A 26170-nucleotide genomic window follows, 5' to 3' on the forward strand; every position below is an offset into this window, starting at 1 on the left:
GTCCGATATTTGGCGCCTGATGGCATTTTAGGCAAACCCAGATTAGATATCTTTGCGTGTCAGTCATTCATAGGATGTTTGTGATTGGCTAAATCAAAGAATACAGTCCATCTGTAACTCCGGGACTAGGACGGGTGACGGGCATGGCTAATCCAGTAGGTATCCTTGCTTACGGCTCGCTCCTTTCTGACCCGGGCGAAGAGATTGCCGCGCGCCAGGTCGGAACTATCGATGACGTTGAAACTCCTTTCCCGATTGAGTTCGCAAGGTCCAGCGACAGTCGTGGCGGCGCTCCGACGTTGATTCCCGTTGAGAACGGCGGTGCGAAGGTTCGCGGACGTATTATCCTGGTGGATGCCTCGACTGAAGAGGCGATGGACATTCTCTATCGGCGGGAAATCCATCAAGTAGGCTCAGGAAAGGCATACAAAGAGCCAAAGCCAGATCAAACGAACAGGGTGCGCGTAAAAATCCTACCACACTTTTATGGCGTTGAGACTCTCTACGCTGATCTTCGTTCGAACATTACCACGGTCACCGCTGAGGTGCTTGCTCGACTGGCAATTGAAAGCGTTGCGCGCGCTGAGACTGGCAAGGATGGAATAACCTACTTGATCGCCGCAAAAGCGCATGGAATTCGGACGGCGCTGTTCGATGCCTATGAGAAGGAAGTCCTGCGTATAACGGAAGCCGCATCTCTAGATGGCGCATTGCAGAGACTCCGATCGTAGTGAGCAACCGGAAAGGGAGTTTAGCGGCGCACGGATAGAAGGAAAGCATGGCAGCAGCGGCAACAGCAACCGAATCTAATGGAGTATGTGCATTTTGTGATACGCAAGCACGCCTGCACGAAAGCCATGTTCTGCCGGCATTCGTCTACCGCTGGCTGCGCGGCCGCTCGGGCAAAGGGCATATCCGGCAGACTGACAATCCCAACCGTCGAGTCCAGGACGGCTTGAAACTGCCTTGGCTTTGCGGGGACTGTGAGGCGCAGTTCAGCCGCTACGAGACGGCATTCGCGACGAAGGTGTTCCATCCCTGGCATGCGGGAACATATCGGATTCCCTACGGCGATTGGTTGCTGAAGTTCTGCGTGTCGGTATCGTGGCGGGTGCTGCGCTTCGCGCGTGGGCGTAACAAGAATGCGAGCTATACCGATGAGCAACACGCGCTCATGGATCAAGCGGAGGCGCGCTGGCTGGCTTTTTTACGCGACGAGGCACCACACCCCGGCGCGTTTGAGCAGCATCTTCTCATCTTCGACGTGATCGAGGACACAACGGTTCCGGATCTGCCGACCAACGTGAACCGCTTCATGACGGGTGCCGTCACGCTGGATATCGTCGGCTCCGACCGCTCGCTCATGACCTTCGCGAAGCTCGGACGATTCACGATCTTCGGCATCATTCAGAAGGGACCGGGGCAATGGGAGGGCACCAAGGTCCACGTCAAACATGGGCTACTGAAGCCGGGCAAGTTCGTTGTGCCTGCGGCACTCATACATCTCTTTCGGGAGAAGGCCGCTCTCGCCAGCGGGGCAATGGCCACGCTGTCCCCAGCGCAGCGGGCAAAGGTGGACAAGCACGTCCTCGACAATCTCGATGCGTTCGCGGCCTCCGATCAGTTCGCATCGATCGCAGCAGATGCAAGGATGTTCGGGGAGGAAGCCGTCTTGTGGAAGGATGAGCCTAACTGAGAAAGCCGAGCTCGCGCGCCTTCTCCTGTGCCGTCCGGGTTCCCTCTGTCGGCAACCACCAAGTCTTCTTCACACTGTCCCACCGTGCACCGAGTGCTTTGGCTTGGTTCTTTCGAGCGTACGGCACGTCAAGATCTATCCGGCTTTCTGAAGATCCAGCGCGCTTGTTCACGAGGAGGCTCAGCGCGTTCTCAATTGCCGGATCATCGAGCTCGCGCAGTATCGCATGCGCAATCCAGGAGGGCGCTTCGACTTGACGCCATGTCTTGTATGTCCCCGGCGTGCTGAGGTGCGCGAGCTCATCATGCGGGACACCGTCAAGGCTGTAGACATCCATAACCACCTTGGGACTGCCGTAGTAGGGAGGAGGTCCGCTTGGCTCACTCATGCCCACTATTCGCGCAATGCTCGCATCCCAGGTAGTGCGCCGCACCCAAATGCCTACGCCGCCCGCGTCGTCGATCATCTGGAAGATGTTTCGTCCATCGCTCTTGCGCCATTCACCGACCATTGTCCTGCCTTTCGAGATCACAATTTGCGTCATGCCTTGCCATATGCAGAAAGGCGCAAGACATCTTTCGGCCCTCGTTGAGGGTAACGCAGTCTTGCCTGATTGCTACGGTTCGTCCGGACAGATCTTCGAACCACGCCATTCGCAGGCAATGAATGTACGGCGGCTTTCAACGAGCTTTATCGGGCGCACGAAGATCGGCTTTGTTGGCGGCTGCAGACACCGCGTCTATTTCTTCCGGACCGGCAGCTGCCGACCATTGCACGAACCCGCTCCGCGGGAGGGTCGCTTGGGGTGACGTAGCGTAGTATTGTTCAGGCTTTGCGAGCGGCGATGTCGCCTTGCGACCGTGGAGTTCCTTCAACGGAAAGGAACTCACCATGGATGCCATCACTTCCCCGAACCCGAAGAATTCTCTGCGCGAGCGTATGTTGCAGGACATGACGATGCGTGGCTTTGGGGAGCACACGCAGAAGGACTATATCCGGCACGTCCGATCATTTGCCGCGTTTCTCGGTCGGCCTCCCGATACGGCTACGATCGAAGACCTCCGGCGCTTTCAGATCGATCAGCATGAGCGGGCTGTTGGTCCAGCAACCATCAATGGGGCCGTATCGGCACTGCGTTTCCTGTTCAGTATAACTCTCAAGCGACCGGAGATGGCGCTGGGGCTTGTCGTCATGCACTACGCGCCCAAGTTGCGGGTGGTTTTGAGCGTCGAGGAGACAGCGCGACTGCTCGAGGCTGCGCCAGGTATCAAATACAAAGCAGCGCTCAGCGTCGCCTATGGCGCGGGCCTGCGCGTTTCGGAAGTTGCCCACCTCAAGGTCGATGACATCGACAGCACCCGGATGGTGATCCGCGTCGAGCAGGGCAAGGGACGCAAGGATCGCAACGCCATACTTTCACCGCACCTGCTGGATTTGCTTCGTCAATGGTGGCGCGAAGGCAAGCGGCGGGGAGTGATGTTGCCACATGGCTGGCTGTTCCCCGGCCGCAACGGCACGGATCCGGTCTCAGCGCGCCAGTTGCATCGCGTCGTGCAGGAAGCGGCCGAGCGCGCCGAGATCCATAAGCGGGTAAGCCCGCACACATTGCGGCATTCGTTTGCCACTCACCTGCTCGAGCAGGGTGTCGATATCCGCGTCATTCAGGTCCTGCTGGGACACGTGAACATCAACACGACCGGCATCTATACTCAGGTTTCGAGCAAGACTATGCGGGCGGTGGCCAGTCCGCTCGACCAGATCGTGGCCGTGATGGAAGGCAGGGGCCCTCCCGGTTGAACCGGTGCGCACCTCACTCGAGGTCGCCGACATCTTCCGTAGCGCCGGGCCCGCCTATCGCGCAGCCCATGCCGGGCATCTGAGCCTTGGCCAGCTCAAGGTTATGACAGCGATCGAGAACTGCCGCACAGCCGCACTGGGCGGTCACGTCGAGGCCTGCGATGACTGCGGGCATTGGCGGATCGCCTACAACTCCTGCCGCAACCGGCACTGCCCCAAGTGTCAGGGCGCGGCCGCGCGCACTTGGCTGGCCGCGCGCGAGGCCGATCTGTTGCCGGTCGGTTACTTCCACGTCGTGTTCACCCTGCCTGCCGAGATCGCGGACATCGCCTTCCAGAACAAGGCGGTGGTCTATGATCTGCTGTTCCGCGCGGCTGCGGACACCATGCTGACCATCGCGGCCGATCCGAAACACCTCGGCGCTCGCATCGGCATCACTGCCGTGCTGCACACATGGGGATCAGCGCTCACGCACCACCCGCATGTGCACATGATCGTGCCCGGCGGCGGCATCACGCCGGACGGCACGCGGTGGATCTCCTCGCGCCCCGCCTTCCTGCTACCGGTACGCGTGCTGGGTGCGTTGTTCCGCCGGCTGTTCCTCACACGCCTGCTGGCGTTGTTCGACGCTGGGAAGCTGGCCTTCTTCAACGCCTTGGCGGGCCTGGCCTCACGTAAGCCCTTCCTGCGGCATCTGTCGCCGATCCGGAAGAAGCGCTGGGTGGTCTATGCCAAACCGCCCTTTGCGGGGCCGCAGGCGGTGCTGGCCTATCTCTCGCGCTACACGCACCGCGTTGCCATCTCGAACCGGCGGCTCATTGGCTTCGACGAGGCCGGAGTGACATTCCGGTACAAGGATTATCGCCGCGATAGTGCTGAACGCCAGCAGGTCATGACGTTGGCGACAGACGAGTTCATCCGCCGCTTCCTGATCCATGTCCTGCCGCGCGGCTTCCATCGCATCCGGCATTATGGCCTGCTCGCCAGTTCGACGCACAAGGAAGCTATGGCGCTCGCCCGCAGGCTGCTGGGCGTTGCTGCGCCGATCGAGGAATCCGAACCCGACGAGCCGCCCGATCATCGCCCGCCATGCCCATGTTGCGGCGGGCATATGACTATCGTCGAAACCTTCGCCCGCTGGTGCCAACCGCGCGCACCACCAACGCCAGCCTCACACGCCCGGAGACACGCGCCATGATCCGGCATGGCTCGCTCTACATGATGGTCACGCTCATAGCGTCCTGGCCGACGACCGGGCGCATGCCCATCTCGGAATTAGAGCGGGCGCAGGACACGCTGATCCGTAAAACCACCGCTGCTAGCGGCCTAACGCGGCCCGAAATCATGCCGTTCCGCCCGATAGTCGCACTTCCGGCCCGGCAACGTCTACCCGCCAGAACCATCCCAAAGCCTATTTACCCATAGAGCAGCGCGTGGGGCCCGCGGGTTCCTGCACTGGAGGCTTTCGTACGCAGGGCGCCCGAAACCCTTCACAACTCGCGTCGTTCCGACGCTGGCTCCTGAACGACAGGTTGCGTCGGAAGCTGACGTACCGGATTTCACCTGAATTGCGTGCACCGCGTCGTTACCCCGCATAGCTGCCAGAAGAGTTGATAATCGTTCGCAACTACGGCATTCATTCGTGATGCGCCTACGGACTTACTTTCTCATATGCGCCTTGCTTGCTCTGGCGCCCTCGACAGCGTCGGCTCGCTGGATCGAGGCGCGGTCCCCGAATTTCGTGGTATATAGCGACGGCGGCGAGGATAGCCTGCGTCGCTCCGTCCAGCTCCTTGAGGATTATGACCGGCTGCTCCGCACGCTGACTGGCACGACGGCTCCGCCATCCGCAAGTCCGCTGAAGGTATATCTGGTGAGCTCTGCCGCCAGGCTGAACCAGATAGAGCCGATCTCAAGTGGGGTGCTTGGCTTCTACCGCGCGCGCGTCGGCGGCACCGCCGCCTTCGCGGTGCGTGGTGACAGGCCGGGCGTGGGTGGCGAGGAAGTGCTGATGCACGAATATGCCCACCACTTCGCGACGCGCTATTATCCTGCTTACTATCCGGCCTGGTATAGCGAGGGCTTCGCCGAATATGTGATGACGGCGCGGTTCGCGGGCGATCGGATCGAAGTCGGTCGCTACAATCCCGGTCGCGCGCTCACGCTGCTGCGCGGCACCTGGCTACCGGTGGATCGGATATTCTCCGGCCAGCTCGGCGGCCTCAGCCGCGAGCAGACTGGGCAGTTCTATGCCGAAAGCTGGCTGATCGTGCATTACCTCTTCGCGGACGAGGCGCGTCGGGAGGCATTGACGCGCTACTTCGCCGACCTTCATCGGGGCGTCGCTGAGACGCAAGCCTTTCGTACCGCGTTCGGCACCGATCACAAAGGCTTCGAAGCCGAACTGAAGCGCTATATGGCGGGCCACATCGCCTTTAGCGTGATGGCGCGGCCAGCGGGCGCCAACGTTGCGATAACGGTCCGGCCGCTCTCGCCGGCTGCCGACGATCTGTTGCTGCCCCTGGCCGCGCTGATGATCGGCATTCCGCAGCCGGAGCGTGAGGCGGCAACCTTCGCGACGATCAAGACAGCGGCCGCACGCTATCCTGACGATCCCTATGCCCAGCGCGTGCTGGCGCGCGCCGAGATCGGCTCGGGCGATCGGGCGGCCGGAACGGCGACCATCGATCGGCTTCTGCAGAGCGCGCCGAACGATGCCGAGCTGCTCTATTTCCGGGGCCTGGGTGACTTCTACACCGGGCGGAAAGACGCAGCGGTCCGCGTCGAGAGCTTTGCTGCGGCCCGGCCCTGGTTCGCCCGTGCAGCGGCGGCCGATCCGGGCTACTACACCGCGATCTACCGCCTCGCCCAAACTGCGTCGGCCAACGGTTCCCTGGTTTCAGAAGAGACGCTTGCCCAACTCACAACGGCGCATGCCCTGGCGCCGCTGGTCGGCGACATCGCCGTGGATGCGGCGACGGCGCTCATGGCGAGTCACCAATATGCCGCCGCTGAGCAAGCCTTGATCCCGATCGCGTCCAATCCGCACGGCGGCAATGTCGAACGCGCGCGGGCGATGCTGGCGAGCATCCGTCAATCCAACCGACAGGATTGACCTGTTTGCCGTCAGCCCTGCGGCTTTCCCACAAACGATGGTAAAACGAGAAAGTGTGCGCCCACCCGATCACCTCTAAGCCGGCAGGGTTAGAGCACCACCAATCAGATGTTGCGAAAGCGGTAGATACGGCCGTCAGGTGCGTAAGCGAAGCTTACATGACGTGCCCGGCCATTGCGGGTTATTCTGTAGCGCCGGACGTGGCCGCCAGGTTCGGCATGATGCCCGACAAGCCTAAAATCGATACCCGTCGTGTCCGCTCCAAGCTTGAACGGCACTACGACGCCAGCAGCTGGACCTTTCATCAGCGCGGAGATTTCGGAGGTGAACAGGCCCGGGTCCAGTGGCCGGTCGCCACGTGTCAGTAGGGCCAGCGCCTGCGCCGTAACCTTCGGCGCGTCGTCCTGGGTCGGAACCAGCCCCAGCGGGGTGGATCCCGGAGCAACGAACTCCGCCAGCATCAGGCAGGCCTCTTCAATGAACCGCCCAGCTGGTCCGCTTTCGATGTTGACCATGACGGTGACCGCAGTCCGGGTAGACGGCGCGCGCCAGGCGAAGGTAAGAAAGCCCGTCACACTGCCGGAATGGTACTGAACCGCCCGGCCATTGATCTCATCGGTGAACCAGCCCGCGCCATAGGCTGCGCTGCGGCCCGAGGACATAAGGGCCGGACGCACCAGTCTTGCAACCGTCGCTGGCGATGGGACAGGACCAGCCTGAAGTGCATGTTCCCATCGCGCCGCGTCGCGCGCCGACATCAATACCCCGCCGTCAGCTGATTGCGAATAGTCGGAACTCATGCCAACGGCGTGCCGCGTGAGATTATCTTCCAGTACGTAAGGCTCCGCGCGTCCTGCAATCACGGCGCTTGCGTCGTCCACCCGGGCATCGGACAGGCCGGCACGCCTGAGCAGCCGCTCGGTCACGAGGTCGCGATAGGATTTCCCGGTAACATCGGCCAGCAGATAGCCGAGCAGCACGTAACCGGTATTGGAATAGGCCCAGGCATGGCCCGGTTGAAAGTCGAGCGGGACGGCAGATACGCCAGTGAGAAAAGCCTCGCGCGTGATCGGGCGGTCGGCGTCGAACCCGGGCAACCCTTCATAGTCCGGCACCCCCCCGGTGTGGCTCAACAAGGCGCTGATGGGAATCGCAGCAAAGGCGTCCGGAAGGCCTCGCGCATAGCGCCCGACCAGACCATTCAGATCGATCGTCCCGGCTTCGGCCAACTCGAAGACCAGAGCAGCCGTAATTTGTTTGCCCACTGATCCAAGATGGAAAAGCGTCTTCTCGTTTGCGGAAACCTCGAACGGCAGGGAGGCCGTGCCCAGACCTGCGGCCATCATCGTGACGCCATTATGCACGACCGCTATTCCCGCAGCGGGAATCCGCCTATCTCGCATCATCTCCCGAACGCGATCAAGCACCTTGGGCGGTAATCCGCTTCCTTGCGATGCCATCCCGAAGCCTGGTGTGGCTATTACGCCGGCACCTACGGCCATCACGGATCGACGGCTCCAGCCACTCATATTCTTGGTCAATCTCGATCCTTATCACGACGAGGCGGTCAAACCTATTTAACGCGCCATCATAGCCATTCCCACAGGAACGCGTAGCTGGCGAGTCGCTCTGCCGACCACGCCGACGGTCTTCTATAGGCTTCGCATTCCCAAAACCTGTTCCCAACTGCAAAATCCCGAAATGCCCACACGGACATTGGGAAATGGGAAAGCCATGGTGTCGCAAAACACATGACGGGCGGTGGCTTTCGCCTGATTTACGACACTGCAGACAGGAGCAGTCGATCCGGCACTAAGGATATCACGATGATCGAGACGGCGGATTTTTGTTGCCGCAGCAGTCGCTCGCGCTGCTGACAAAATGGTCGTCCATCTGCGCGCTATCGCAGGTGCCGATGTTCTGGTCTTCGACAGAGCCTAGCCCCCGGGAGGGGCGGCTTTGGCCGCTCCTTCCCCAAACGAACGACTGGCGAAACCGTTAAAGCCGCCTCGCAGGAGAGGGTGTTCCGGCAAAATATGCGGGTAGTCGTTCGATCCATCATCGCTGAGTGGCGGTGACTCGCAGGGACTTGAAATAACCCTCGGACCCCGGCCCGACCCAAACGCCGATGCCGCCTTTTGAGACTGGGAGCTTGAGGTCGTTGACGATCAGGGCCGGCTGCTTCGCACCGTTCACATACAGGCGTGCGGACGAACCTCTGACTTTCAGTCTGAGCCGGGTCCATGCACCGGCTTCTAGATCGACGTAAGATTCATATTGCCCCGGATAATCATTTCGCAGCTTTTCCCATGGATAGCCGGGATGCGAAATATATTGCGTGCTGTGATTACGCCGGAGCTGGTCGTCGGCCCGTCCGTTCGTCGGGCGGATGTAAATCGCCTCGAACCGCTCCAGATCGTCCGACACGCGAAATGCGATGCCGACGAAACCTCGCGCGCTTGACGTGGTATCGATGGGCTTTCCGGCGACCGAAACATCCAGCGTGAAATCCGTAAAAGCAATGCCGTCCACCTTGGCGAACGTGTCATCATCGGCAGGGTTGAATGGGTCCACAGTCACAAGCGCAGCAGCGGATCCGCGATAGCGGGATGGTTTAACCGCGACATTCTTGACCGTTAGATTGTTTGCTTCCAAAGATACAAAGCCGGATGCTTCGGCACGCGTGGTTTCAGCGTACAGCGCATTCGCCGGGCACATTGCGAGAATGATCGGCGGCGTAAACAAGATTAGCCGAAAGCGTTTCATACTGTGCGATTCCGATCTCACAGCCCAACCGTGCCAGTTCTTTCAAGCAATCGATTCGATCGCCGTTAGGGCGTGCCGTCCACGACAGCCTCATAAATCTGCGATCGATCCGGGCCTTCAGCGATGTGCAGCACTGCCCATATGTTTGCACGTCGAGCGATCACTACTCGTATCCGGTCGTTGAAGAGACCATCCGCCAGTCCCACCGGGGCTACCTTGCCCGAGTTGAGGATGAGTGCTCCCATATCACGTCCGCAGACGGGCCCTACGCACGAGAACGCGATGGAAAACCCGCCCTTTCTAAACACGTCTTCATAGTAGCGTTCGATCTGCAGAGGCGCGGTGGCCGGCTTCACGCGATAATCGATGTGCGTCACGCGCCCCTCGACCTGCTCCCTGTTGGATTGGCCCTCGGCATCGGTGATCGGGCCAGTGGGCATGACGATCTCATCGATCGAAGGAGCGCGATAACCGTCGATAACAGCGCCGGGATAGCGCGGCAGTAGCGGGTGATCCGCACCGTTAATGTCCTGGGCGAGCAGCGGGGTGGCGAGGGCGAACATGGCGATCACCCCGAAGTATATTGTGGATTTCATGGGGCAATCTCTCGGATAAAGCTTTGCAAGGCCTGCCTCTACGCCGTGCAGACTGACGGTATCATCATATTGCGACAAGTCCACGCATGAAAGCATTCGCTACCCGCTCCCTGATTGACTGCCTGCCTCCATAGACCGAATCTATGGCGCGTTGACGCGCACCGCCGCGCTCGGCGGTTATGTCGCTGGCAGCTTTTTCGTGCATAATGATGCACCGAGCGCCTATGTGGTAGATGGCCTTCTTGGCGTCGGCGCGGGAATAATAGGCTGGCGGATATTCAATGGCCGATGGTCCGCCTCACCGGTCAGCCGACGAACTTGACCCGTTTGTGGTCAGCCTAGATGCCGCCGAACTGGTCTAGTAGCCACATGCGAAACATACGCATTGCGTGGCTGGGCGGGCGCGACTTTAACCGCGTAAGCCAATAGCGGTCGGCATTCACTTCAATGGCGAAAGGTTGCACAAGCTGGCCCGCTTCAATCTCGCGCTGGAACAGGACATAGGGTACGAGTGCTACCCCCGCGCCCCGCATGGCCGCCTGCGTCATGATGAGCGAAGAATCGAACAGCGGCCCACGAATTGTGCTGACCCCCACTCCGGCGGCCCTGAACCATGCAGGCCAGTCCTGGGGCCGATATGATCGTAACAGTGGCACCCGAAGCAGATCTGCCGGTTCCCGTAGGCTCGCGGCCATAAGCGGACCGCACAGCGGCGATAGAGGCGCGGTGAGGATCGGATCGGCCTCCATACCCTGCCATGCGCCGTCACCGAAACGGACGGCATAGTCCAGCCCCTCGGCGACCAGATCGACCTTGTTATTGTTCGTCAACAGGCGAAGGTCGATACCAGGGTGCATCGCTCGAAACATCGGCAGTTTTTCGAGGAGCGCGCCGACTACAAACGTTCCAACCGCGCTGACGGTCAACACCTCTTGCGCGTCCCCGCCCTCGAACCGCTGGAACAAACGATCAATAGCGCCGAAGGCTTCGAACAGCGTCGGCGCCAGCGTGAGACCCTCGTCAGTCAGTTTCAGGCCGCGATTGGAGCGGCGAAAGAGCGTGACACCCAAGCGAAGCTCCAGGGCCTTGATCTGGTGGCTGATCGCCGCCTGCGTGACGCACAAGTCGTCCGCCGCCCGGGTAAATGACAAGTGCCGAGCCGATGCCTCAAACGCGCGTAAGGCATTGAGCGGTATTGGAGCACGCACAATCCATCCCTCAAAATACTAATGGCTAAGCCGAGATATCATCCTTTGCTTGCAGTTTGCGCCTGCGTCAAACTCCGCAAAAGTCCACTGATGAGGCGCAACTGATGAACCCTGCACGACGGGCTTTTGCCTTTGGTATCCCCGCCCTGATGTGCTGGCCCGCTTGGGCTCGATCCGCCGTCGCAGATCCCATCGCTGATTATGAACGGGCAACCGGCGGGCGGATCGGCGTCTATGCCGTCAATGTGAAAACGGGAAAGTCGATTTCGTGGCGTTCCGACGAACGCTTTATCATGTGTAGTTCCTACAAGGCGTCGCTCGCTGCGTTCGTGCTGGCGCGGGTAGATCGGGGCGAGGAGCGGTTGGACGCGCTTGTGCACTACACGGCCAAGGACACGCTGGAACTGTGGGGACCGATCGCAAAGGCCAATCTGGCGAAGGGCGCGATGACCGTCGAAGCTATGTGCAAGGCCGCCGTAGAGATCAGCGACGGGGCCTGCGCCAATTTGCTAATGGCGCGATCGGGTGGCCCGGCTGCTCTAACGACCTTTCTGCGTTCGATCGGTGACGGGACGACGCGCGTCGATCACTTCGAACCCGCCCTTGACCGGGTTCCTTCGGGCGGGCCGGATGACTCAACGACTCCGGCCGCGATGGCGGCAACACTGCAGAAGTTTGTCCTCGGATCCGTGCTGTCCGACCGGTCGAAGGCGCTCCTGACGCGCTGGCTTATCGGGAACCAGACCAACCATCGTCTCCGGGCCGGCCTTCCCACAAGCTGGCGCATTGGTAACAAGACCGGCCATAGTGGCCGCGACATGGCTGGCGACATTGCGGTGGCCTGGCCCAGGCCCGATACGCCGATCGTCGTTGCAGTCTACACGCGCGACGGCAAACCCACTGAAAGGCAATTCGACAAGGCATTTGCCGGTATCGGGAGCCTCGTAGCCACCACCTTGGCATAGATCGCAGAACACGTGTCGGAAAACACATGATTCTCAGGCAATCGCCACGCGGTTCCGCCGACAATTCGGCGCGCACGAATTGTGCGGTCCTGTGATCCCGTGGAATGTCCGAAAATCACCGTCGGATTGAGAAAGTGTCCGACAACCCCGGTGGCAGGGTTTTCCGTCAGGGGGCGTCGGCACTGATCTGGCACCTGGCCGCATCCGCCAGCAAGGACCGGCGCGTTTCATGTGTTTTACGCCACCCAAGACTTTCCCGGTTTCCCGTCGAGATGCGGCGATTTCGGGAAAAGTGAATTGGGAACAGATTGTGGGAAGGGCTCGCCTCGTGATCGAAAATATCGGTCGCAGGTCGGGCCTTCTCGTTCGTCCTTCGTTTGCGGGAAGGCCGTTTGCGAGCATGGATCGCTGTTTCCCACTGTCAGACAGTTCGGCATAGATAACGCATGAGCGAAACGATCCGAGTTGCGACCTTAGCAGACGCCGATGCCGTCACCACGGTTACGCGAGCAGCGTATGCCAAATGGGTGCCGGTAATCGGTCGCGAACCCTTGCCCATGAAAGCCGACCACGCCGCCCACATAAGGGATCATCGTGCCGACCTCCTGCTGATAGATGATGATGTGGCCGCTTTGGTGGAGATCGTTCAGCGTCAATATGATCTGCTGATTGAAAATGTTGCTGTCGCTCCGCTTTTTCAGAAGAGGGGCTACGGCAGGAGAATGGTCGCTCATGCGGAGCGCTTGGCAGCAGAGGCAGGGTTTGAAGCGGTCAGGCTTTACACAAATGCGAAATTCGAGGGAAACATACGCCTCTACAACTCGCTAGGATATGACATAGAGCGAGAAGAAGCCATAAATGACGGCATACTCGTCCACATGGTCAAAACTATCACTTGATGTCGGGTCGAAATAGAGCCTCTTGTTGAGGCATCTGGTCCATCAGTCGCGCGCCGCTATGACCGCTGCGGCTCCTCCAAGCGTCAAAGCACTTATCCTGTTCGCAAGCTGCACGGCAGGCGGAGTGCGGAGAAAGGCGCGCGCCTTATGAGCGAGAAATGTCCACGTCAGATCGATCGCGGCCAGCATAAGGAGCCTTACTCCTGCCAAGACGGCCCATTGCGTTACCCCGACCTTGGAAACGTCTATCAAGGCCGGAAGTAGGGCCACGTAGAATACCATGATTTTTGGATTGCCGAGCGTGACCGCCATGCCAGCACCAAACATAGAGAGAGGTGACGTCCGGCGTGGCAGTGCTTCATCAGCGATTTCGGCCGGTTGACGCCACATCTTCACCGCAAGCCAAGCCAAGTAGGCGACACCAAGCCACTTCAGTACCATGAATCCGAATTGGAATGTTTGAGCGAGCGCTGTCAGACCTGCCAGCGCCATTGTGAGCCAGACGACCTCACCCAACCACATCGCCAAGATGAACGGGAAAACGTCGCGCCAACCATTCGTCAGTACGCGGGAGACCAAGGCAGCAACGCTCGGTCCCGGCGTGCCCGCGTTAAGAAGCAATGCTCCTGCGAAGATGGCGATCGACATTGCTTCCATGCAGCACCTCCTTGGGATCGGCGAAATCTCCCCAGCTTAGCATCAGCGGTCAAGCCCCTACGCGCGCATGGGACGACGGCGGGGTTCCCAAATTACCATCGTTTGCGAGAAAGTGCCGAAGTGACGACAATCAGGCTTTTGTCGCCATGCCGCGCGTCGTGTGATTTTCGGTAGCTGTCGTTGTGTGAGGGAGCATCGACCTCTAGCTGCGATGGACAGGTATCGGCACTTTGCTAGCCAGTCTTAGGACACAGGAAACCGCCCTTCTGCACCATCCCAAGCCGGTCCATAAAACGCTCCACTTTTCGTACGCCATCGACCTGGTTGCGCGCCATCGGCGCGGGCGCCGGTGCCGGGATCGCCGTCATACCGTCGAAGGGTGTGTATTTATCCGAGCGTTTTTGCGACATCGGATGATTAGACACGCTGCCATCGCCTGCACGAGAGCAGGCGATGGGTGTTGTCGTTACTGCTTCGAAAGCTGTGCTTCCACCTCTTCCCATTCCTCCGGGAGAAGCTCTGGCCGGCCTTTGGCGATGGCCCGGGCAGCGGCCGCACGCGGCGTTGCCGAAATCTGCGTGGGAGATTGATAGCCACGGATTCGGGTGACAAGCCCGGTAGGGCTGACATAGCTCATATCGTTGAGATTGGTATATTGGTCGCCAGGCTCCATCAGCCGGCCAGCGCCGGTCGTGGTAATCGTAAGGGCCTGGACCAGCGCGAGCGTTGAAGCGTTGATGACCCGGATTTCGTTGCCGCGTGCATACCAGAGCCGATCATTGTCGGTGGTGTATTGGGCCGCCCAATAATAGCCCAGCGAGCCGCTGAAGCTGTCGATCGTCGTAAAGGTTGTGAAGTTGGTCGTGCTTCGCAGGTCGCCCATGAGGTTCCAGCTCGCATCATAGCGGCCAGCCAGAATGAAGGCGGTCGAGCCCTTGAAGCTGATGCCGCGGAATTCATAGGGATAGGATGCGCTTGCCGACAAGACCGTCGTTACCGGCGCACCACTCAAGGGCGACGCGCCATAGGTGACCTTCTGAATCTTGGAGTTGGTGTTGTAGCCGGTATTGCTCTGGACGCCCCCGATAGCCGCGACGAACAGCTCCGATCCGCTGACGGCCATCTGGAAGGAGTTCTTCTCGAATCCGTTATTATAGTCGTTCGGTGCGACCGTAATCGAGCTGCCGCCGGTGATCGAGAAACGGACAAGGACGCTGTTAGCGTAGGTCGTGAAACTCGTGTCCGCGATGATGAACAGGCCGTAGAGTGCGCCGCCGATGTTCAAGACGGCCTGCCCGTGTGCCTTCATGCCAGAGGGGACGAGCGGCGCGGTGACGGGATTGGTATTGAAATCGAAGATTACGCCTGTGGCGGCATATGGCGAACTGCCATTGATCTCGACGAGCTTGCCACCGTCGAAATCGAGTGCGTAGAGGCGGCTGCCCAGCGGCTCAAGCCCATAAGGGTTGATGACGTTGGCCCAGGTTGGTGTTGCGATGGCTGCGCCGCCGCTGGCCGCATTGTAGATCGCCGTCGGCTGCGCCGATCCCGCCACCCGCTGTGTAACAGCTATACGCTGCCCACCCAGGTTAAAGCCCTCGACGAGGGGGTCGCCGTTCAACGCACTTGTCAGCTTGGGGAAAGTGGCAGCAACAGTCGTGCCATTGTCGGTGATGCGCCCTGCCATTCCACTCCCACCGGAGAGATAGTGATAGAGGCTATAAGCTGTTCTTGTCGTCGCCATTTCAATTCTCCTACGAAGTTACACGGGGATTCCCCCTTACTGTCGCGCCGCCGCCGTGATTTTGCGGTCGGCGGCACGTTCAGTTCGTCGAGCGGCTAGAAGCGGTAGCCCAGCGTCAGCCACAATGAGTCGATCCGGTAGCGCGGTTCTGAGCGCCGGATGTCGGTGGGCGAGTGCGTCCCCTGCCCAACCAGGCCTTGTTGGAATCCGGTGAAGATCGGCGTCGTTCCAGCAACGCCGGCAGCCACCGTGTAATCGCCGTCCTTGATATTCGTGCGCAGATATTCGAGCCCGATCGTCAACGGCCCTGCGATGTGCTGCTCGATGCCACCACCATATTGGTGGCCCCAGCGATGCTTGCCGGCGTTGCTCTCCTCGAACGCATTGATGGTGTTGGTAGTCGAGAAAGCATGACCGACATCGGCTCGGATGATGCCGGCGGTGACGTAGCCGAGCGTGCCACGCCAGGAATAGCCGGTGCGCGCACGGAGCGAGAGGCCGGATTTCAGGTGGCGGGTGAAGCTGTAGCTTGTGGGCGGTAGGGCTTGCTGCGTCGCGATATTGGTGAGCAGAGCATAGCCAGAAACGCTATCGACAAGATTGAAGTCTGCCCATTCTCCCACGACGCCGAACAGCCAGCTCCCCACCTGGTGATCGTAGCCGAGCCGAAATCCATAATCGGCTCCTTTATGCTTGTCGGAGCGAACGCCATCCTCCGGCACACTGCCCAGGGCAGCGCCTGAGCCAGTGAATCCCGGCGCGAAGGCATTGCGATCGATGAAATTTCCGTCGCTATCGAACCGAGCCACTCCGTCGATCTGGCCGCCGAAAACGCCATTTTGTCGCTTGTCGAAGACGAGGATCTCATTGGCGTTGCGCCGCCCCCAACCACGCCCGATATGGCCGCCCGCATAGAAGCCGGTCCAGTTCCGCTCATCACCCGCTCGTATGCCAGGTGAGGCGACGGCGCGCCAATCCTTCGCGCCGAAACTTTTGGCGATCGTGACATAGAAGGTGCGCCCCTGGCGCGGGAAATAGGTATTTCCGGCAAGCGCATAATTCTCGGTAACCGCATTGGCGGGATCATCGAAGCAGGAATAGTCGCCCGTTTCATCGGCTTCCAGCACGTCACACTTAGTGTAGCCGTGATACGCAAACTGAGAGCCGCGCATTTTCTGCCTTGGCCCCGCGTTGAACAGGTCGGATACGCCCCCCGAGACTGTGATGCCGTGAGGCAAGCGCATGTGCGCGCCCACGTCGATGGTGGTCAGCGGCTCCTCGTAGATGAAGGCATCCTCCAGATTCCCAGTGCCACGAAACTGGCCCAGATAGTTCCGGCCCGTATGCTTGACCTCACCGAATGTCGTCAGCGCCCCGCTGAGGAAATGGAGGTTAAGGCGTGCATTTGCGGTGAAACCCGGATGCTGTAGCGTTCGCAACTTGCCCGCAACGCGGTCGCCGACGGGGATGCCCGGATAGAGGAAGTAGGTGCCCTTGTCGTAATACCCGTCTTGCACTGTGGCGGCGAGTTGAAGATCGGCGCGGTTGCCCCATTTCAGGCTTGCCTCGAACTCCCCACCCTTCGTGATCGTCGTGCCCGAGTTGACGTATTTGCCGCCGACAGGCGTCAGGAACAGGGTGATCTCATCTTCTGTCTTGCGGTTGAAGTAGGTGGCACGGAAGCTACCCGTAAGGTCGCCGGCGATCGTGCCATTCCAGCCAAGGCCCGCATCCCAGTTGCGACCATGCTCGCGCAGCAGCGGCGCGACATTGCCGACGCTATCGGCGCCGGCCTGGATGTAGACGCCATCGCCATAGATTTCGTAGAAATTGGGATAGCGGTTGTAGGTGCCGTAGCTGGCGAACAGCAACCAGTCCGAACCCACCTTTTTCTTGGCGCTGACGCTCCATGTCGGCTTCCAGCCATAGTTGCCGGATGAAGGGCCAAAGATGTTATCCTGACTTCCCAGTACCGGCCCGGTCAGCTTCTCGATCCGGAAGATCGGGGCCACCTGAAGGTCGCCCAGCGTGCGGAAGGTTAGCGTGTCCTGGACCTGGATGTTGGTGAGCTGACGCTTGTAGTTTTGATAAAAGTCGCCGCGCCGCAGGCCGGTCACCAAATTGATGAGGTTATTCGCGTCGTAGCGCATTTCCTCCCAATTATGCTGGACGTGCAGTTCGAGGAGCTGCGCCACATCCCAATCGGAGCCGAGCGTGTAGCTGGCGTCGGCCGTGATGCCATAGCGGGTGGTACGATAGAGCGCCGTGCGACTGCCCACGCCAAAGGGTGTCGCGAGGTCGTAATTATTGAAGCGCTTGCGCTGATCCATCAAGTTCAGGTTCAGCGCGAGTTCGAGGTTGCCGAAGCGCTCCTGCCAATTCAGCGCGCCCTCATGCTGATACTGCTTCTGTTGTCGGCGCTTGTTGTAGGGCACGCCGAGGCCGGCGAGAGACCCTTCGGTAAGGTTCACGGCCGGGAAGGTGTATGCGGGCAGATCGACGAGACTGTAACCGACCGGCTCATACACCAGCGTCGGCATGTAGCGGTTGAGATAGGTGAACGAATATTTGGCGGTGATGTTTTCGTTCCGCCATTTTACCAACACGTTGTCCCGCTGGAAGCTGTTGTTCTGCCGTCGCCGCGAGGTCGGAAACTGGCAGAGCGGGTTGATTTCACGGATGCCCTGATAAACCAGATAGGTGCTGCACGGCGTATTGGGCTGACCGTCGCCGCTCCACTCCGCATCGCCAAACTCGATGCCGTCCAGCTCGCGGGCCGCGATCAGGGGATATTTGAAATCGCCCTTGCTGCGCTCCATGTCGAGGCCGAGCAGCAGGCCGCCGCCCAGCAGTGGGAAGTTCAGATTGCCGGAAAACTGGCGACCGCCGAAGGAACGGGCGCCGGCTGACACCGTGCCGCTGAGGTCGGTCGGCATCTTGGTGACGATGTTGATTGCGCCGCCGAGCGGAGCGCCGGAGAACCGCGCCGGCGTCACGCCGCGATAAACCTCGACGCGCTCGACGTTGGAGATCGGGATGGTCGAGATGTCCGCTGCCGTCTCACTGGAGAGATTGAACGGCACGCCGTCGATGTAAATGTTGACCTGGCTCGGGGCGCTGCCCCGGATGCTGGTGGTCGTATATCCGCCCGTGCCGCCGACACGGCGTACATAGACGCCGGGAATCTGGTCAAGCAGATCTGGCAGGGCCTTGTGCTCGCCGCGCGTATCGTCGGGATAAACAACCGACACGACACCCGGCGAAAGAATATCCTGCAACTCCTGGCGGCTGTTTGCCGTGACGACGATTTCCTGCTGGGTTTTGGGCGCGCTGGCGCTGCTTTCACCCGGAGGGGCTGAATCATTTTCGGCTGCCCATGCCGGGCTGCTCCCGGCACACAGCGCAACGATGAGCGCAAGCTGCGAAATTGGCGATAGTCTCAATGTCTTCCCCCCGGCGTCACGACGTCGGGCAGGGGCGTGCCGTTACGAACGGTCGGCGCGCACGAGCGGGCGGACGCGAAAAGCGCCCGTCACACGAACCGATGCGGCCCCTGCCGCTACGTTCGTCGCTCAGACGGAAGAACCGTGCCCTGACCATCCCCTGGACCAAAGCAAGAGCGACCAAACGCCGGCAGGTCTCCTGGCTTGCGGGTCATCGCTTGATGCACGGCCTTCCCAAGCTCTCGCTCAGTGGCTTGAGGCCGAAGCCCCATATGCATCGCACTCGCCGCTCACAGTTGCAGGGACAGCCTCGGATTCGGGTGGAGACCCACCTTCACCGTGTTCCCATTTTAATCCCCTCTCGGGGAACCGACGCGATCATGCGACACCTCTAACGAGGCGCCACAGGTGGACCATATTCCAGGTGGTGGACTTTATCAACTTAGGAGCAGCCGTCTCAAAAATGCTGCTTTCCGAGACGATGCGGCTCACTTGCCCGGAAAACCGCACCTCACGCATTCGTTGTTTGAAAACCCATCTCGAAATCTATGTCCGAAAAACGGGCCATAGCCGTCATCCCGCTCCCCGTGTGATTTCGGACATTTTGTTTGGGCGTCTAAGTGTTCGTAACCGCGCGGTGCGTTTTTTCATCCAGATCATGGTTCCCGTGACCGATAGACTCGTGATCAGCAGACCGGCGCAGGCGACCGCAAATTTGTAGGGAAGCCCGCCGATGGCCGCCAGGTGGAGGGCTTCCAGCCAGGCGTGAAGGGCGCCACCCTTAGCTTCTTGACGTGGGAGAGCCGACTTGAGCAGTCCGCCGGTCTTCGCGCTAAAGATCACCAGTGAATCGCCATAGTTAGCGCGGGCGACGCTAGCGCTGCTTGTGAAACGGAACAGATAGACGCCGATCTGCGGGTAATAGTTGATTGACGCAGGCCCACCCTCGTCAATCGCAATGCCCGACCTTCGCGCTACAGTGCGGGCAAGAGACTGGCCTTGTCGCGCTGCCGCTCTGAGGTCGACGCCTGGCCCGCCCGTGCCATCTACGGGCGGCACGATCCCTTCAGCGATCGGCAGATAGCCGATTTGCCGCATGATAGGATCATAGACCTGCGGCAGGTGAACGAAACGCCCGACCAGGCAAAGACGAGCAGCATTGGCCATAGCCAAAGCCCGCCCGCGCGGTGCAGGTCGAAAGTTCGTTTGTAGGAACTTTGCCGCCAGCGCAGTTTCCACGACGATCGCCAGCGATGCAGCCAGCGTCTCCCATTATGGCGCGGTGTCGACCGGACCGGCAGCGTCAGATAAAAACCCACGAAACAATCAAGGGTCCAGATCATTGCGGCGATGCCGAGCGTCAGACGACCCCAGTCATCCATCGTCAAAGAATCATGCAGATGGTGAACGAAGGGCAGCAGATTGATCGCGCCCTGTCCGATATCACCCCAACGCCGCCGCCCAGTCACCGCACCATCATACGGATTGACGAAAATTTCGTCCCAGCTTTCGGCATAAGGGACGGTCATACCGGTTTGTGACTCCAGACGCTGTATGTTGAAGCGCAGGCTGCGATCAGGATCGGCCCGCAGCGGCATCTGGGTGATTAGCCCATCGGGATAGCGGGCCAGCACCCGGTCGCGCAAATCAAAGGGGTCTAGCGGAACCGCGCCCGGCACCGGCGGCGCGGCCCGAAAGACCTGCGGCAGAAGCAACGGCTCAAGCTCGTCTGTGAACGCGAGCATCGCGCCGGTCAGGCCTGAGATCGCCAGAAATACGGCAATCGTCAGCCCGGCCCAGCGATGTACCAAGACCCAGAGCTGACGCGACAGTCGCACGCTATCGTCCCCGAATCCTAGAAGCGTGACCGGACGAACATCCGCCATACCCTTGGTGCGCCGGGCCACACCTCGAACTCGCTATAGGCATAGTCATAGAAGCGTTCATTGGTCAGATTATCGATATTGCCGCCAATTTCGATATGCGGCGTTAGCGCATAGCTGATCGTTGCGTCGGCACGCCAATAGCTCGGCAACGTAAAGAGATTTTCCAGCGTGCCTGCGCGCTTGCCTGTGTACGTCGCCGATCCACTGAGCGAGAGACCGGCGAGCGGGCCGTCTTTCCAGGCATAGGCGCTGCGCAATACCAGCGAATGTTTGGGGACGTTGCGGATGCGCTTGCCCTCCAGTGTGTCATCAGTGTCACGTGTCGTCTTAGCGTCGGTATAGGCATAGCCCGCATAGAGTTGCAGTCCGTCGATCGGTCGCAACTCCGCCGTCAGTTCGACACCCTTTGCGACCTGCTCGCCGATCGAGAGTTCGAAACCAGGATTGTCGCGGTCGGCGACGATGACATTGCCGCGCTTGAGATGGAACACCGACGCGCCGATCGATGCACGGTCGCCCGCCAGTTGCGCCTTTACCCCCGCCTCATATTGCGTGCCTTCTTCCGGCGGCAATGCTGTCCCATCCGCCCGAATACCATAGGTGGGGAGGAAGGACGTCGTGCGGCTGACGAACAGCGAGACCTGATCGACGGGCGTATAGAGCAGCCCAAGCTGGCTCGTCCAGGCCGAGTCCTTCTGGCGACTTTCCACGAACGCACCACTGGCGCGCGTGGTGCGGGACGTCTGCTTGAAGTCGGACCAGCGCGCGCCGCCAATCGCCTTGATCTGATCCGTCAGCGTGATGCGGTCCTGGATGAACAGGCCAAGGGCGCTGCTGCGGTCGCGCACCGATTGCGCCAAGCTCGCCACTTCGCTCATCGGCGGCGGCGCGTCGGTTGAATAGACCGGATCAAACAGGTCCAGGCTGGGCAGAAAAAATACGCGCCGGGGTGTCGTGCGCCGCAGCGTTATGTAGTCGCCGCCTAAGACAAGAGCGTGCCCGATCGTACCAGTTGAAAAATCAGCGGCGATATCATGGTGGACGGTCCAGTTATTGCCTTTGCCCCCACCGTCGAGAAGGAGGCGGGAGAGCGACTGGTTCTCGACATCCCAGCCAAAGATGCCAAGCACATTGCTTTCGTCGCGACGCTCATGCGTCCAGTCAACAGCCGCACGCCAACGCAGGCTGTCCGAGAAGTTATGCTCCATGCGCAGTTGGACGTTGCCGTTTTCGCGGATGGACGGATCAAGGGTCGGGTCCGTCAGGCTAACGGATCGCCGCAACCGGCCATTGGGATTGGGCAGCACCGTTCCAGCCGCCGGCACGCCGTTGAAAAAGCCGTCAAGGCGGTTCCGCGTGTAAAACCCCTCAGCCGTGATGGTGGTCTTTTCGCCGATGTCGAAGGCCATCACTGGCGCGATATAGATATGCTTGCGGCGCCAATAATCGACAAAGGAGTCGGAATCGTCATAGGCTGCGGTCAGACGGAAGCGAACATCGCCGCCCTCCGTGATCGGGCCGGTCAGGTCCAGCGTGGCGCGCAGTTCGTCGAAGCGGCCATAGCTCAGGCCTGCCGATCCGGCGAAGTCGCGCTGCGGCTGCTTGGTCACGACATTCACGACCGCGCCTGGCTGTAACTGGCCGTACAACACGGACGCAGGCCCCTTCAGCACTTCGACCCGCTCTATGCCAATAGTGTCGCGCGGCTGCTGAATGCTGTTGGCGTATAGGCCGTTCAGCGTCTGGTTGGCTTGAAATCCACGGATCAGGAACGTGTCGCCGAACGCGTCGAGTGGCGAGCCGTCGCGCTGCGAACCGGGCACGAACCGCAGCGTGTCGCCGACGGTCTTGCTCGCCGTCTGTTCGATAAGGTCTTTGTCCAGAATGGACACGCTCTGTGGGATTGTTAGAGTCGTGTCAGTCCGCGACCGTCCATAAACCAGAATATCGGCATCCGCTTGTTCGGTCCCGGCATCCGGCGATGGCGCAACGCCTGTCTGCTGCGCCATCGAAGGGGTGATCGGCATGGCCCAAGAAGCCAGCATTGCGCTAAATAGATGGATTCGATAGCGCTTCATTTCGTTCCCCATTCTGACACGAAGTCTCGCGCCTTCTGCCGATATCAATCAACAGAACGAGCGGCCACTATCGATTTTGCGAACCACTTGCAATCGCGCCCTGGCCTTGAATCTGGATCATATTGATAATTATCCGCATTAGTCCTAGTGACGCATCTGCAGCAGCGGGGGTGAGCATGTCGATTGGGCGCACGTTTTCGATATCGATTGGTGGGATGATATCAGGCATCGCGACAGTAGCCTGCGCACAGGGCGTTCCGCCTTCGAATAAGACCGGCGATATCATCGTCACTGCCACCCGCGCGACGACCGCGACCAAGACAGACACGTCAATCATCGACACCCCGCAGTCCATCGGCGTCGTCACCGCCGCACAAATCGAAGCGCGGGGCGCGATCGGCCTTCAGGAGGCCCTGCGCTATTCGGCAGGCATCCGCACGGAGCCCAACGGGTCCGATTTTCGCTTCGATTATGTGACCGCCCGCGGCGGCTTCAACGCGGCGCGCTATGTCGACGGCATGCGCACGCCGGACTCCTCGTTCACGCCACGGACCGAAATTTATAATCTCGAGCGTATCGAGGTGCTGCGTGGCCCTTCCTCGGTGCTCTATGGCCAGGGCGCGGCGGGCGGGATCGTCAACAGCATTACCAAGCGCCCCGATTTCAATCGGCATGGTGAAATCAGCGTTGAATATGGCAGTTTCGACCGCAAGCATGTTCAAGGCGACATCACAGGCGCACTGAACGCGGAAGGCACGATCGCCGCGCGGCTGGTCGCTGTGTATCGCGACGCGAACAATCAGGTCGATTTCGGCAAGGATGACCGGATCATGGTTGCGCCTTCGCTACGCTTCCGACCGGACGATCGCACCGACATTGTGGTCGAAGGGCTTTATCAGCGTGATCGCGCCGCTTCCATCGCGTCGTTCCTGCCACTTGCCGCCACGTTGCAGGCAGAGCCTGGACGCGAACTGCGTTGGGGTGCGTATCTCGGCGAGCCGAGCCATGATTTTTACAATAGCGAGCAGGCAAGCGGCACGTTGCTCGTTACGCATCGCTTCTCGGACACGATCACCTATACAGGCGCGGTCCGCTATAGCCATTCGACCGCGCACAACGGCGACGTCGAGCCGTCTGTCTGGGATGGCTTTATCAATCCGTTTCTGGACGCGGACAATCGCCTGATTGGCCGTTATCGCTACGACTCCCGCGGTACGACGGATATGGTGACGACCGACAATAATCTGCGTTTCGACTTCGAGATCGGGCCGTTCCGTCACAAACTTCTGCTCGGTGTCGATTATCTGCGCTCCCGCATCGACAGTGCGACAATCTATACCGACGCCACTCCGATCGACATCTATGCGCCAGCCTATAGCCCGGCCGACGTCCCCGCGGCCAATTTCGAAGACGATCCCCGGGCCATCGATACCCAGTTGGGCTTCTACGTTCAGGACCAGATCGACTATCGCGATCTGGCGACGGTTGTGCTGGGGGTCCGTCGGGACCGCGCGGTCAATGATGTCGCCGGCAACGACCGGCAGGTCGACAAGGCGACAAGCTTTCGGGCGGGACTGGTGCTGCATCCCATTAAGGGGCTGTCCCCCTACTTCAGCTATTCGGAATCTTTCCTTCCAACCATAGGGCGCGATTTCTACGACAAGCCGTTCGTACCCCAGCGCGGGACGCAATATGAAATCGGTATCAAGTGGCAGCCAGACAGCGCCACGTTGCTGGCGGTGGCGGCTTATTCGATCAAAGGCACTAACCTGCTCCAGACCGACCCGCTGAATGGCAACAACCAGATCCAGCTCGGCACGGTCAAATCGCGCGGGATCGAGGTCGAGGCTTCGCGAACCATAGCGCGCAATTTCACTGTTAGCGCATCCTACACCTACACCCATGCGCGAACAGGGCGCAGCATTAATTCGCTTGATCAGGAATTACCGATCTCCGGCGTACCGGCCCACCAGGCCTCGATCTTCGGCGAAAAGAGCTTTGCTCTGCATGCGGAGACATGGCTGCGGGTCGGCGCAGGTGTCCGATATATCGGTCCGTCGACCGAAGCAGCGATATTCTATGACATCGTAGCGGATGGTGCGGTTGAACGCCTGACCACGCCGGGCTTCACGCTCGCTGATGCGCTGGTCTCGGTCGAACATGGCAGATGGGCGCTATCAGTCAACGCGACCAATCTGTTCGACAAGCATTATTATGCAACTTGTTCAGTACGTTCGGCTTGTGGCGTCGGCTTTGGCCGCAACGTGATCGGCACGTTGGGCTACCGCTTCTGATCAGATGGTGTCAGCAATATGTTTGCATATGATGACGGCGACAGGACAAACGCATTTTTGCAGACACACGACAATCAGGCCATTTCGACAGCTCGCAGCAGTCCTGCCATGGTGTGTTCCAGGGGTGCTGGCCGCTACACGTACTGCTTTGTTATCGGAGATATCCATGCGTCGCTTCACAGCCCTTCTTCCGATCCTCCTATCATCCGCCGCAATCGCGCAATCTGACGACGGGGCGCATCCCAGGATCGTTGTCACCAGTGCTGCAACGATCCCGAGTCCGCCTGACCGTGCTGTCGTTAACTTTTCCGTCCACGGCGAGGGTGCAACCAGCGACGAGGCCGTGCGCGCCATGGTTGCCAAACGCGAAGCGATCGAGAAGGGGCTGGCGGGCGTTGCCGCCCAGCCCGATCTACGCTCCGCGCAGGTCATTATCACCGAGGTGCGCGGGCCTGACTGCAATCGTAACAGCTATGGCAATCCGCGCCTGTCGACTGGCGAATGCGCGATCATTGGCTACACCGCCGATCTTCAGGTGGAAGTCCGCACCGCGGCGGTGAACGAGGCTGGTACAATGGTGTCGCTTGCCGGGCGGCTTGGCGCGACTAACCCCCGCATCGACCGCTTCTTCCTTGCCGAAGACAAGGAGATAAGGCGGCGTGGCATCGCTGAGGCGCTGGCGGAAGCCAAACTACAGGCGGAAGCCATTGCGCGCGCCTCCGGGGTGAAGCTAGGCAGCGTCCTCAGCATTTCAAATCTAAGCTTCAACGGCCCAGGGCCATATGACGACGTCGTGGTAACGGTGCAGAGGGTCAGCGCGCCACCCCCGACGCCGCCGGTGGCTATCGGACTGAAGCCCCGAGCGATCGAAACGCAGGTGCGCGTGCAGGTAGTCTACGCGATTCAACCTTGACCGTCGCGCGTCGCTGTCGCGATCAACAGTACCCATAAGCGACCTACCAGCTTGTCGAGGGATGACTGACCGCTTCATCGATCACGATAAACAGGTTAGACCGTCCGAAACCT

General features: G+C 60.2%; 22 protein-coding genes and 1 riboswitch. Of the genes, 10 read left to right on the top strand and 12 right to left on the bottom strand.

Features of this window, described 5'->3' with window-relative positions; translation table 11 throughout:
- Positions 1–143: 143 nt before the first annotated feature.
- Both IWY39_RS01910 and IWY39_RS01915 read left to right on the top strand, forming a co-directional pair.
- Positions 144–731, top strand: coding sequence for a hypothetical protein (locus IWY39_RS01910; protein WP_107125580.1), 588 nt, complete (start codon positions 144–146; stop codon positions 729–731).
- A 47-nt stretch (positions 732–778) separates the two neighbouring features.
- Positions 779–1696 carry a hypothetical protein gene (locus IWY39_RS01915; protein WP_107125581.1) on the top strand — a complete coding sequence of 306 codons (918 nt, stop codon included), beginning with the start codon at positions 779–781 and terminating at the stop codon, positions 1694–1696.
- Here the strand turns inward: IWY39_RS01915 and IWY39_RS01920 are convergent.
- Complete coding sequence (locus IWY39_RS01920; protein ID WP_196871324.1) at positions 1689–2207, bottom strand: DUF5710 domain-containing protein; 519 nt, start codon at positions 2205–2207, stop codon at positions 1689–1691. The genes IWY39_RS01915 and IWY39_RS01920 overlap by 8 nt on opposite strands.
- A gap of 380 nt (positions 2208–2587) precedes the next feature.
- On the opposite strand from IWY39_RS01920, the gene IWY39_RS01925 reads away from it, so the two are divergent.
- From IWY39_RS01925 to IWY39_RS01935, 3 genes are all read left to right on the top strand, one after another.
- Entirely contained in the window at positions 2588–3493 is a 906-nt protein-coding gene (locus IWY39_RS01925) for a tyrosine-type recombinase/integrase (protein ID WP_196871325.1), read from the top strand.
- A gap of 4 nt (positions 3494–3497) precedes the next feature.
- Positions 3498–4691, top strand: coding sequence for an IS91 family transposase (locus IWY39_RS01930; protein WP_145169995.1), 1194 nt, complete (start codon positions 3498–3500; stop codon positions 4689–4691).
- Between the two features lie 675 nt (positions 4692–5366).
- Complete coding sequence (locus IWY39_RS01935; protein ID WP_186441901.1) at positions 5367–6608, top strand: tetratricopeptide repeat protein; 1242 nt, start codon at positions 5367–5369, stop codon at positions 6606–6608.
- A gap of 104 nt (positions 6609–6712) precedes the next feature.
- Here IWY39_RS01935 and IWY39_RS01940 read toward each other — a convergent pair whose 3' ends face one another.
- From IWY39_RS01940 to IWY39_RS01950, 3 genes are all read right to left on the bottom strand, one after another.
- Positions 6713–8149, bottom strand: coding sequence for a serine hydrolase domain-containing protein (locus IWY39_RS01940; RefSeq protein ID WP_145169771.1), 1437 nt, complete (start codon positions 8147–8149; stop codon positions 6713–6715).
- A 517-nt stretch (positions 8150–8666) separates the two neighbouring features.
- On the bottom strand, positions 8667–9374 hold the full coding sequence (locus tag IWY39_RS01945; protein WP_145169769.1) for a hypothetical protein: 708 nt from the start codon (positions 9372–9374) through the stop codon (positions 8667–8669).
- 65 nt (positions 9375–9439) lie between these two features.
- Positions 9440–9970 (bottom strand): hypothetical protein, encoded by a 531-nt coding sequence (locus IWY39_RS01950; protein ID WP_145169767.1) that lies wholly within the window; start codon positions 9968–9970, stop codon positions 9440–9442.
- Between the two features lie 151 nt (positions 9971–10121).
- On the opposite strand from IWY39_RS01950, the gene IWY39_RS01955 reads away from it, so the two are divergent.
- Positions 10122–10292, top strand: coding sequence for a hypothetical protein (locus IWY39_RS01955; RefSeq protein WP_231377481.1), 171 nt, complete (start codon positions 10122–10124; stop codon positions 10290–10292).
- Positions 10293–10308: 16 nt separating this feature from the next.
- On the opposite strand, the gene IWY39_RS01960 is transcribed toward IWY39_RS01955, so the two are convergent.
- A complete protein-coding gene (locus tag IWY39_RS01960; RefSeq protein ID WP_315897827.1) occupies positions 10309–11178 on the bottom strand; it encodes a LysR family transcriptional regulator in 870 nt (289 codons plus the stop codon).
- Between the two features lie 104 nt (positions 11179–11282).
- On the opposite strand from IWY39_RS01960, the gene bla reads away from it, so the two are divergent.
- Together bla and IWY39_RS01970 are read left to right on the top strand one after the other, a co-directional pair.
- On the top strand, positions 11283–12143 hold the full coding sequence (gene bla / locus IWY39_RS01965) for a class A beta-lactamase (protein WP_107124027.1): 861 nt from the start codon (positions 11283–11285) through the stop codon (positions 12141–12143).
- A 446-nt stretch (positions 12144–12589) separates the two neighbouring features.
- On the top strand, positions 12590–13042 hold the full coding sequence (locus IWY39_RS01970; protein WP_107124026.1) for a GNAT family N-acetyltransferase: 453 nt from the start codon (positions 12590–12592) through the stop codon (positions 13040–13042).
- A 42-nt stretch (positions 13043–13084) separates the two neighbouring features.
- On the opposite strand, the gene IWY39_RS01975 is transcribed toward IWY39_RS01970, so the two are convergent.
- The 7 genes from IWY39_RS01975 to IWY39_RS02005 all read right to left on the bottom strand — a co-directional run bounded on the left by IWY39_RS01975 (position 13085) and on the right by IWY39_RS02005 (position 22799).
- Positions 13085–13699, bottom strand: a complete 615-nt coding sequence (locus IWY39_RS01975) for a LysE family translocator (protein WP_107124025.1) — start codon at positions 13697–13699, stop codon at positions 13085–13087.
- Positions 13700–13932: 233 nt separating this feature from the next.
- Complete coding sequence (locus tag IWY39_RS01980) at positions 13933–14124, bottom strand: hypothetical protein (protein ID WP_145169763.1); 192 nt, start codon at positions 14122–14124, stop codon at positions 13933–13935.
- Positions 14125–14165: 41 nt separating this feature from the next.
- Positions 14166–15443 carry a hypothetical protein gene (locus tag IWY39_RS01985; protein WP_145169760.1) on the bottom strand — a complete coding sequence of 426 codons (1278 nt, stop codon included), beginning with the start codon at positions 15441–15443 and terminating at the stop codon, positions 14166–14168.
- 95 nt (positions 15444–15538) lie between these two features.
- Positions 15539–18886, bottom strand: a complete 3348-nt coding sequence (locus tag IWY39_RS01990; protein WP_107124023.1) for a TonB-dependent receptor domain-containing protein — start codon at positions 18884–18886, stop codon at positions 15539–15541.
- A gap of 172 nt (positions 18887–19058) precedes the next feature.
- Positions 19059–19275, bottom strand: a riboswitch (cobalamin riboswitch).
- A 184-nt stretch (positions 19276–19459) separates the two neighbouring features.
- Positions 19460–19984, bottom strand: coding sequence for a PepSY-associated TM helix domain-containing protein (locus tag IWY39_RS24275; protein ID WP_181316648.1), 525 nt, complete (start codon positions 19982–19984; stop codon positions 19460–19462).
- Positions 19933–20772: a PepSY-associated TM helix domain-containing protein gene (locus tag IWY39_RS24280; RefSeq protein WP_107124022.1), complete on the bottom strand. Its 840-nt coding sequence runs from the start codon at positions 20770–20772 to the stop codon at positions 19933–19935. Before IWY39_RS24280 ends, IWY39_RS24275 begins: the two co-directional genes overlap by 52 nt.
- Positions 20742–22799: a TonB-dependent siderophore receptor gene (locus tag IWY39_RS02005; RefSeq protein ID WP_196871326.1), complete on the bottom strand. Its 2058-nt coding sequence runs from the start codon at positions 22797–22799 to the stop codon at positions 20742–20744. The genes IWY39_RS24280 and IWY39_RS02005 overlap by 31 nt, the downstream gene beginning before the upstream one ends.
- Positions 22800–23065: 266 nt before the next feature.
- Between IWY39_RS02005 and IWY39_RS02010 the strand changes: the two genes are divergently transcribed.
- Positions 23066–25144, top strand: coding sequence for a TonB-dependent siderophore receptor (locus IWY39_RS02010; protein WP_181316644.1), 2079 nt, complete (start codon positions 23066–23068; stop codon positions 25142–25144).
- A gap of 166 nt (positions 25145–25310) precedes the next feature.
- Entirely contained in the window at positions 25311–26057 is a 747-nt protein-coding gene (locus tag IWY39_RS02015; protein ID WP_181316642.1) for an SIMPL domain-containing protein, read from the top strand.
- Positions 26058–26170 lie beyond the last annotated feature (113 nt).

Source organism: Sphingobium sp. JAI105 (assembly GCF_015752145.1).
Lineage (GTDB): Bacteria > Pseudomonadota > Alphaproteobacteria > Sphingomonadales > Sphingomonadaceae > Sphingobium > Sphingobium xenophagum.

What these genes read in the sequence shown, in the direction of transcription:
- IWY39_RS01910 (WP_107125580.1), top strand. Translation starts at nt 144, where the DNA reads ATGGCTAATCCAGTAGGTATCCTTGCTTACGGCTCGCTCCTTTCTGAC.
- IWY39_RS01915 (WP_107125581.1), top strand. Translation starts at nt 779, where the DNA reads ATGGCAGCAGCGGCAACAGCAACCGAATCTAATGGAGTATGTGCATTT.
- IWY39_RS01920 (WP_196871324.1), bottom strand. Translation starts at nt 2,207, where the DNA reads ATGGTCGGTGAATGGCGCAAGAGCGATGGACGAAACATCTTCCAGATG.
- IWY39_RS01925 (WP_196871325.1), top strand. Translation starts at nt 2,588, where the DNA reads ATGGATGCCATCACTTCCCCGAACCCGAAGAATTCTCTGCGCGAGCGT.
- IWY39_RS01945 (WP_145169769.1), bottom strand. Translation starts at nt 9,374, where the DNA reads ATGAAACGCTTTCGGCTAATCTTGTTTACGCCGCCGATCATTCTCGCA.
- IWY39_RS01950 (WP_145169767.1), bottom strand. Translation starts at nt 9,970, where the DNA reads ATGAAATCCACAATATACTTCGGGGTGATCGCCATGTTCGCCCTCGCC.
- bla (WP_107124027.1), top strand. Translation starts at nt 11,283, where the DNA reads ATGAACCCTGCACGACGGGCTTTTGCCTTTGGTATCCCCGCCCTGATG.
- IWY39_RS01970 (WP_107124026.1), top strand. Translation starts at nt 12,590, where the DNA reads ATGAGCGAAACGATCCGAGTTGCGACCTTAGCAGACGCCGATGCCGTC.
- IWY39_RS01975 (WP_107124025.1), bottom strand. Translation starts at nt 13,699, where the DNA reads ATGGAAGCAATGTCGATCGCCATCTTCGCAGGAGCATTGCTTCTTAAC.
- IWY39_RS01985 (WP_145169760.1), bottom strand. Translation starts at nt 15,443, where the DNA reads ATGGCGACGACAAGAACAGCTTATAGCCTCTATCACTATCTCTCCGGT.
- IWY39_RS24275 (WP_181316648.1), bottom strand. Translation starts at nt 19,984, where the DNA reads ATGCGGCAAATCGGCTATCTGCCGATCGCTGAAGGGATCGTGCCGCCC.
- IWY39_RS24280 (WP_107124022.1), bottom strand. Translation starts at nt 20,772, where the DNA reads ATGGCGGATGTTCGTCCGGTCACGCTTCTAGGATTCGGGGACGATAGC.
- IWY39_RS02005 (WP_196871326.1), bottom strand. Translation starts at nt 22,799, where the DNA reads ATGCCGATCACCCCTTCGATGGCGCAGCAGACAGGCGTTGCGCCATCG.
- IWY39_RS02010 (WP_181316644.1), top strand. Translation starts at nt 23,066, where the DNA reads ATGATATCAGGCATCGCGACAGTAGCCTGCGCACAGGGCGTTCCGCCT.
- IWY39_RS02015 (WP_181316642.1), top strand. Translation starts at nt 25,311, where the DNA reads ATGCGTCGCTTCACAGCCCTTCTTCCGATCCTCCTATCATCCGCCGCA.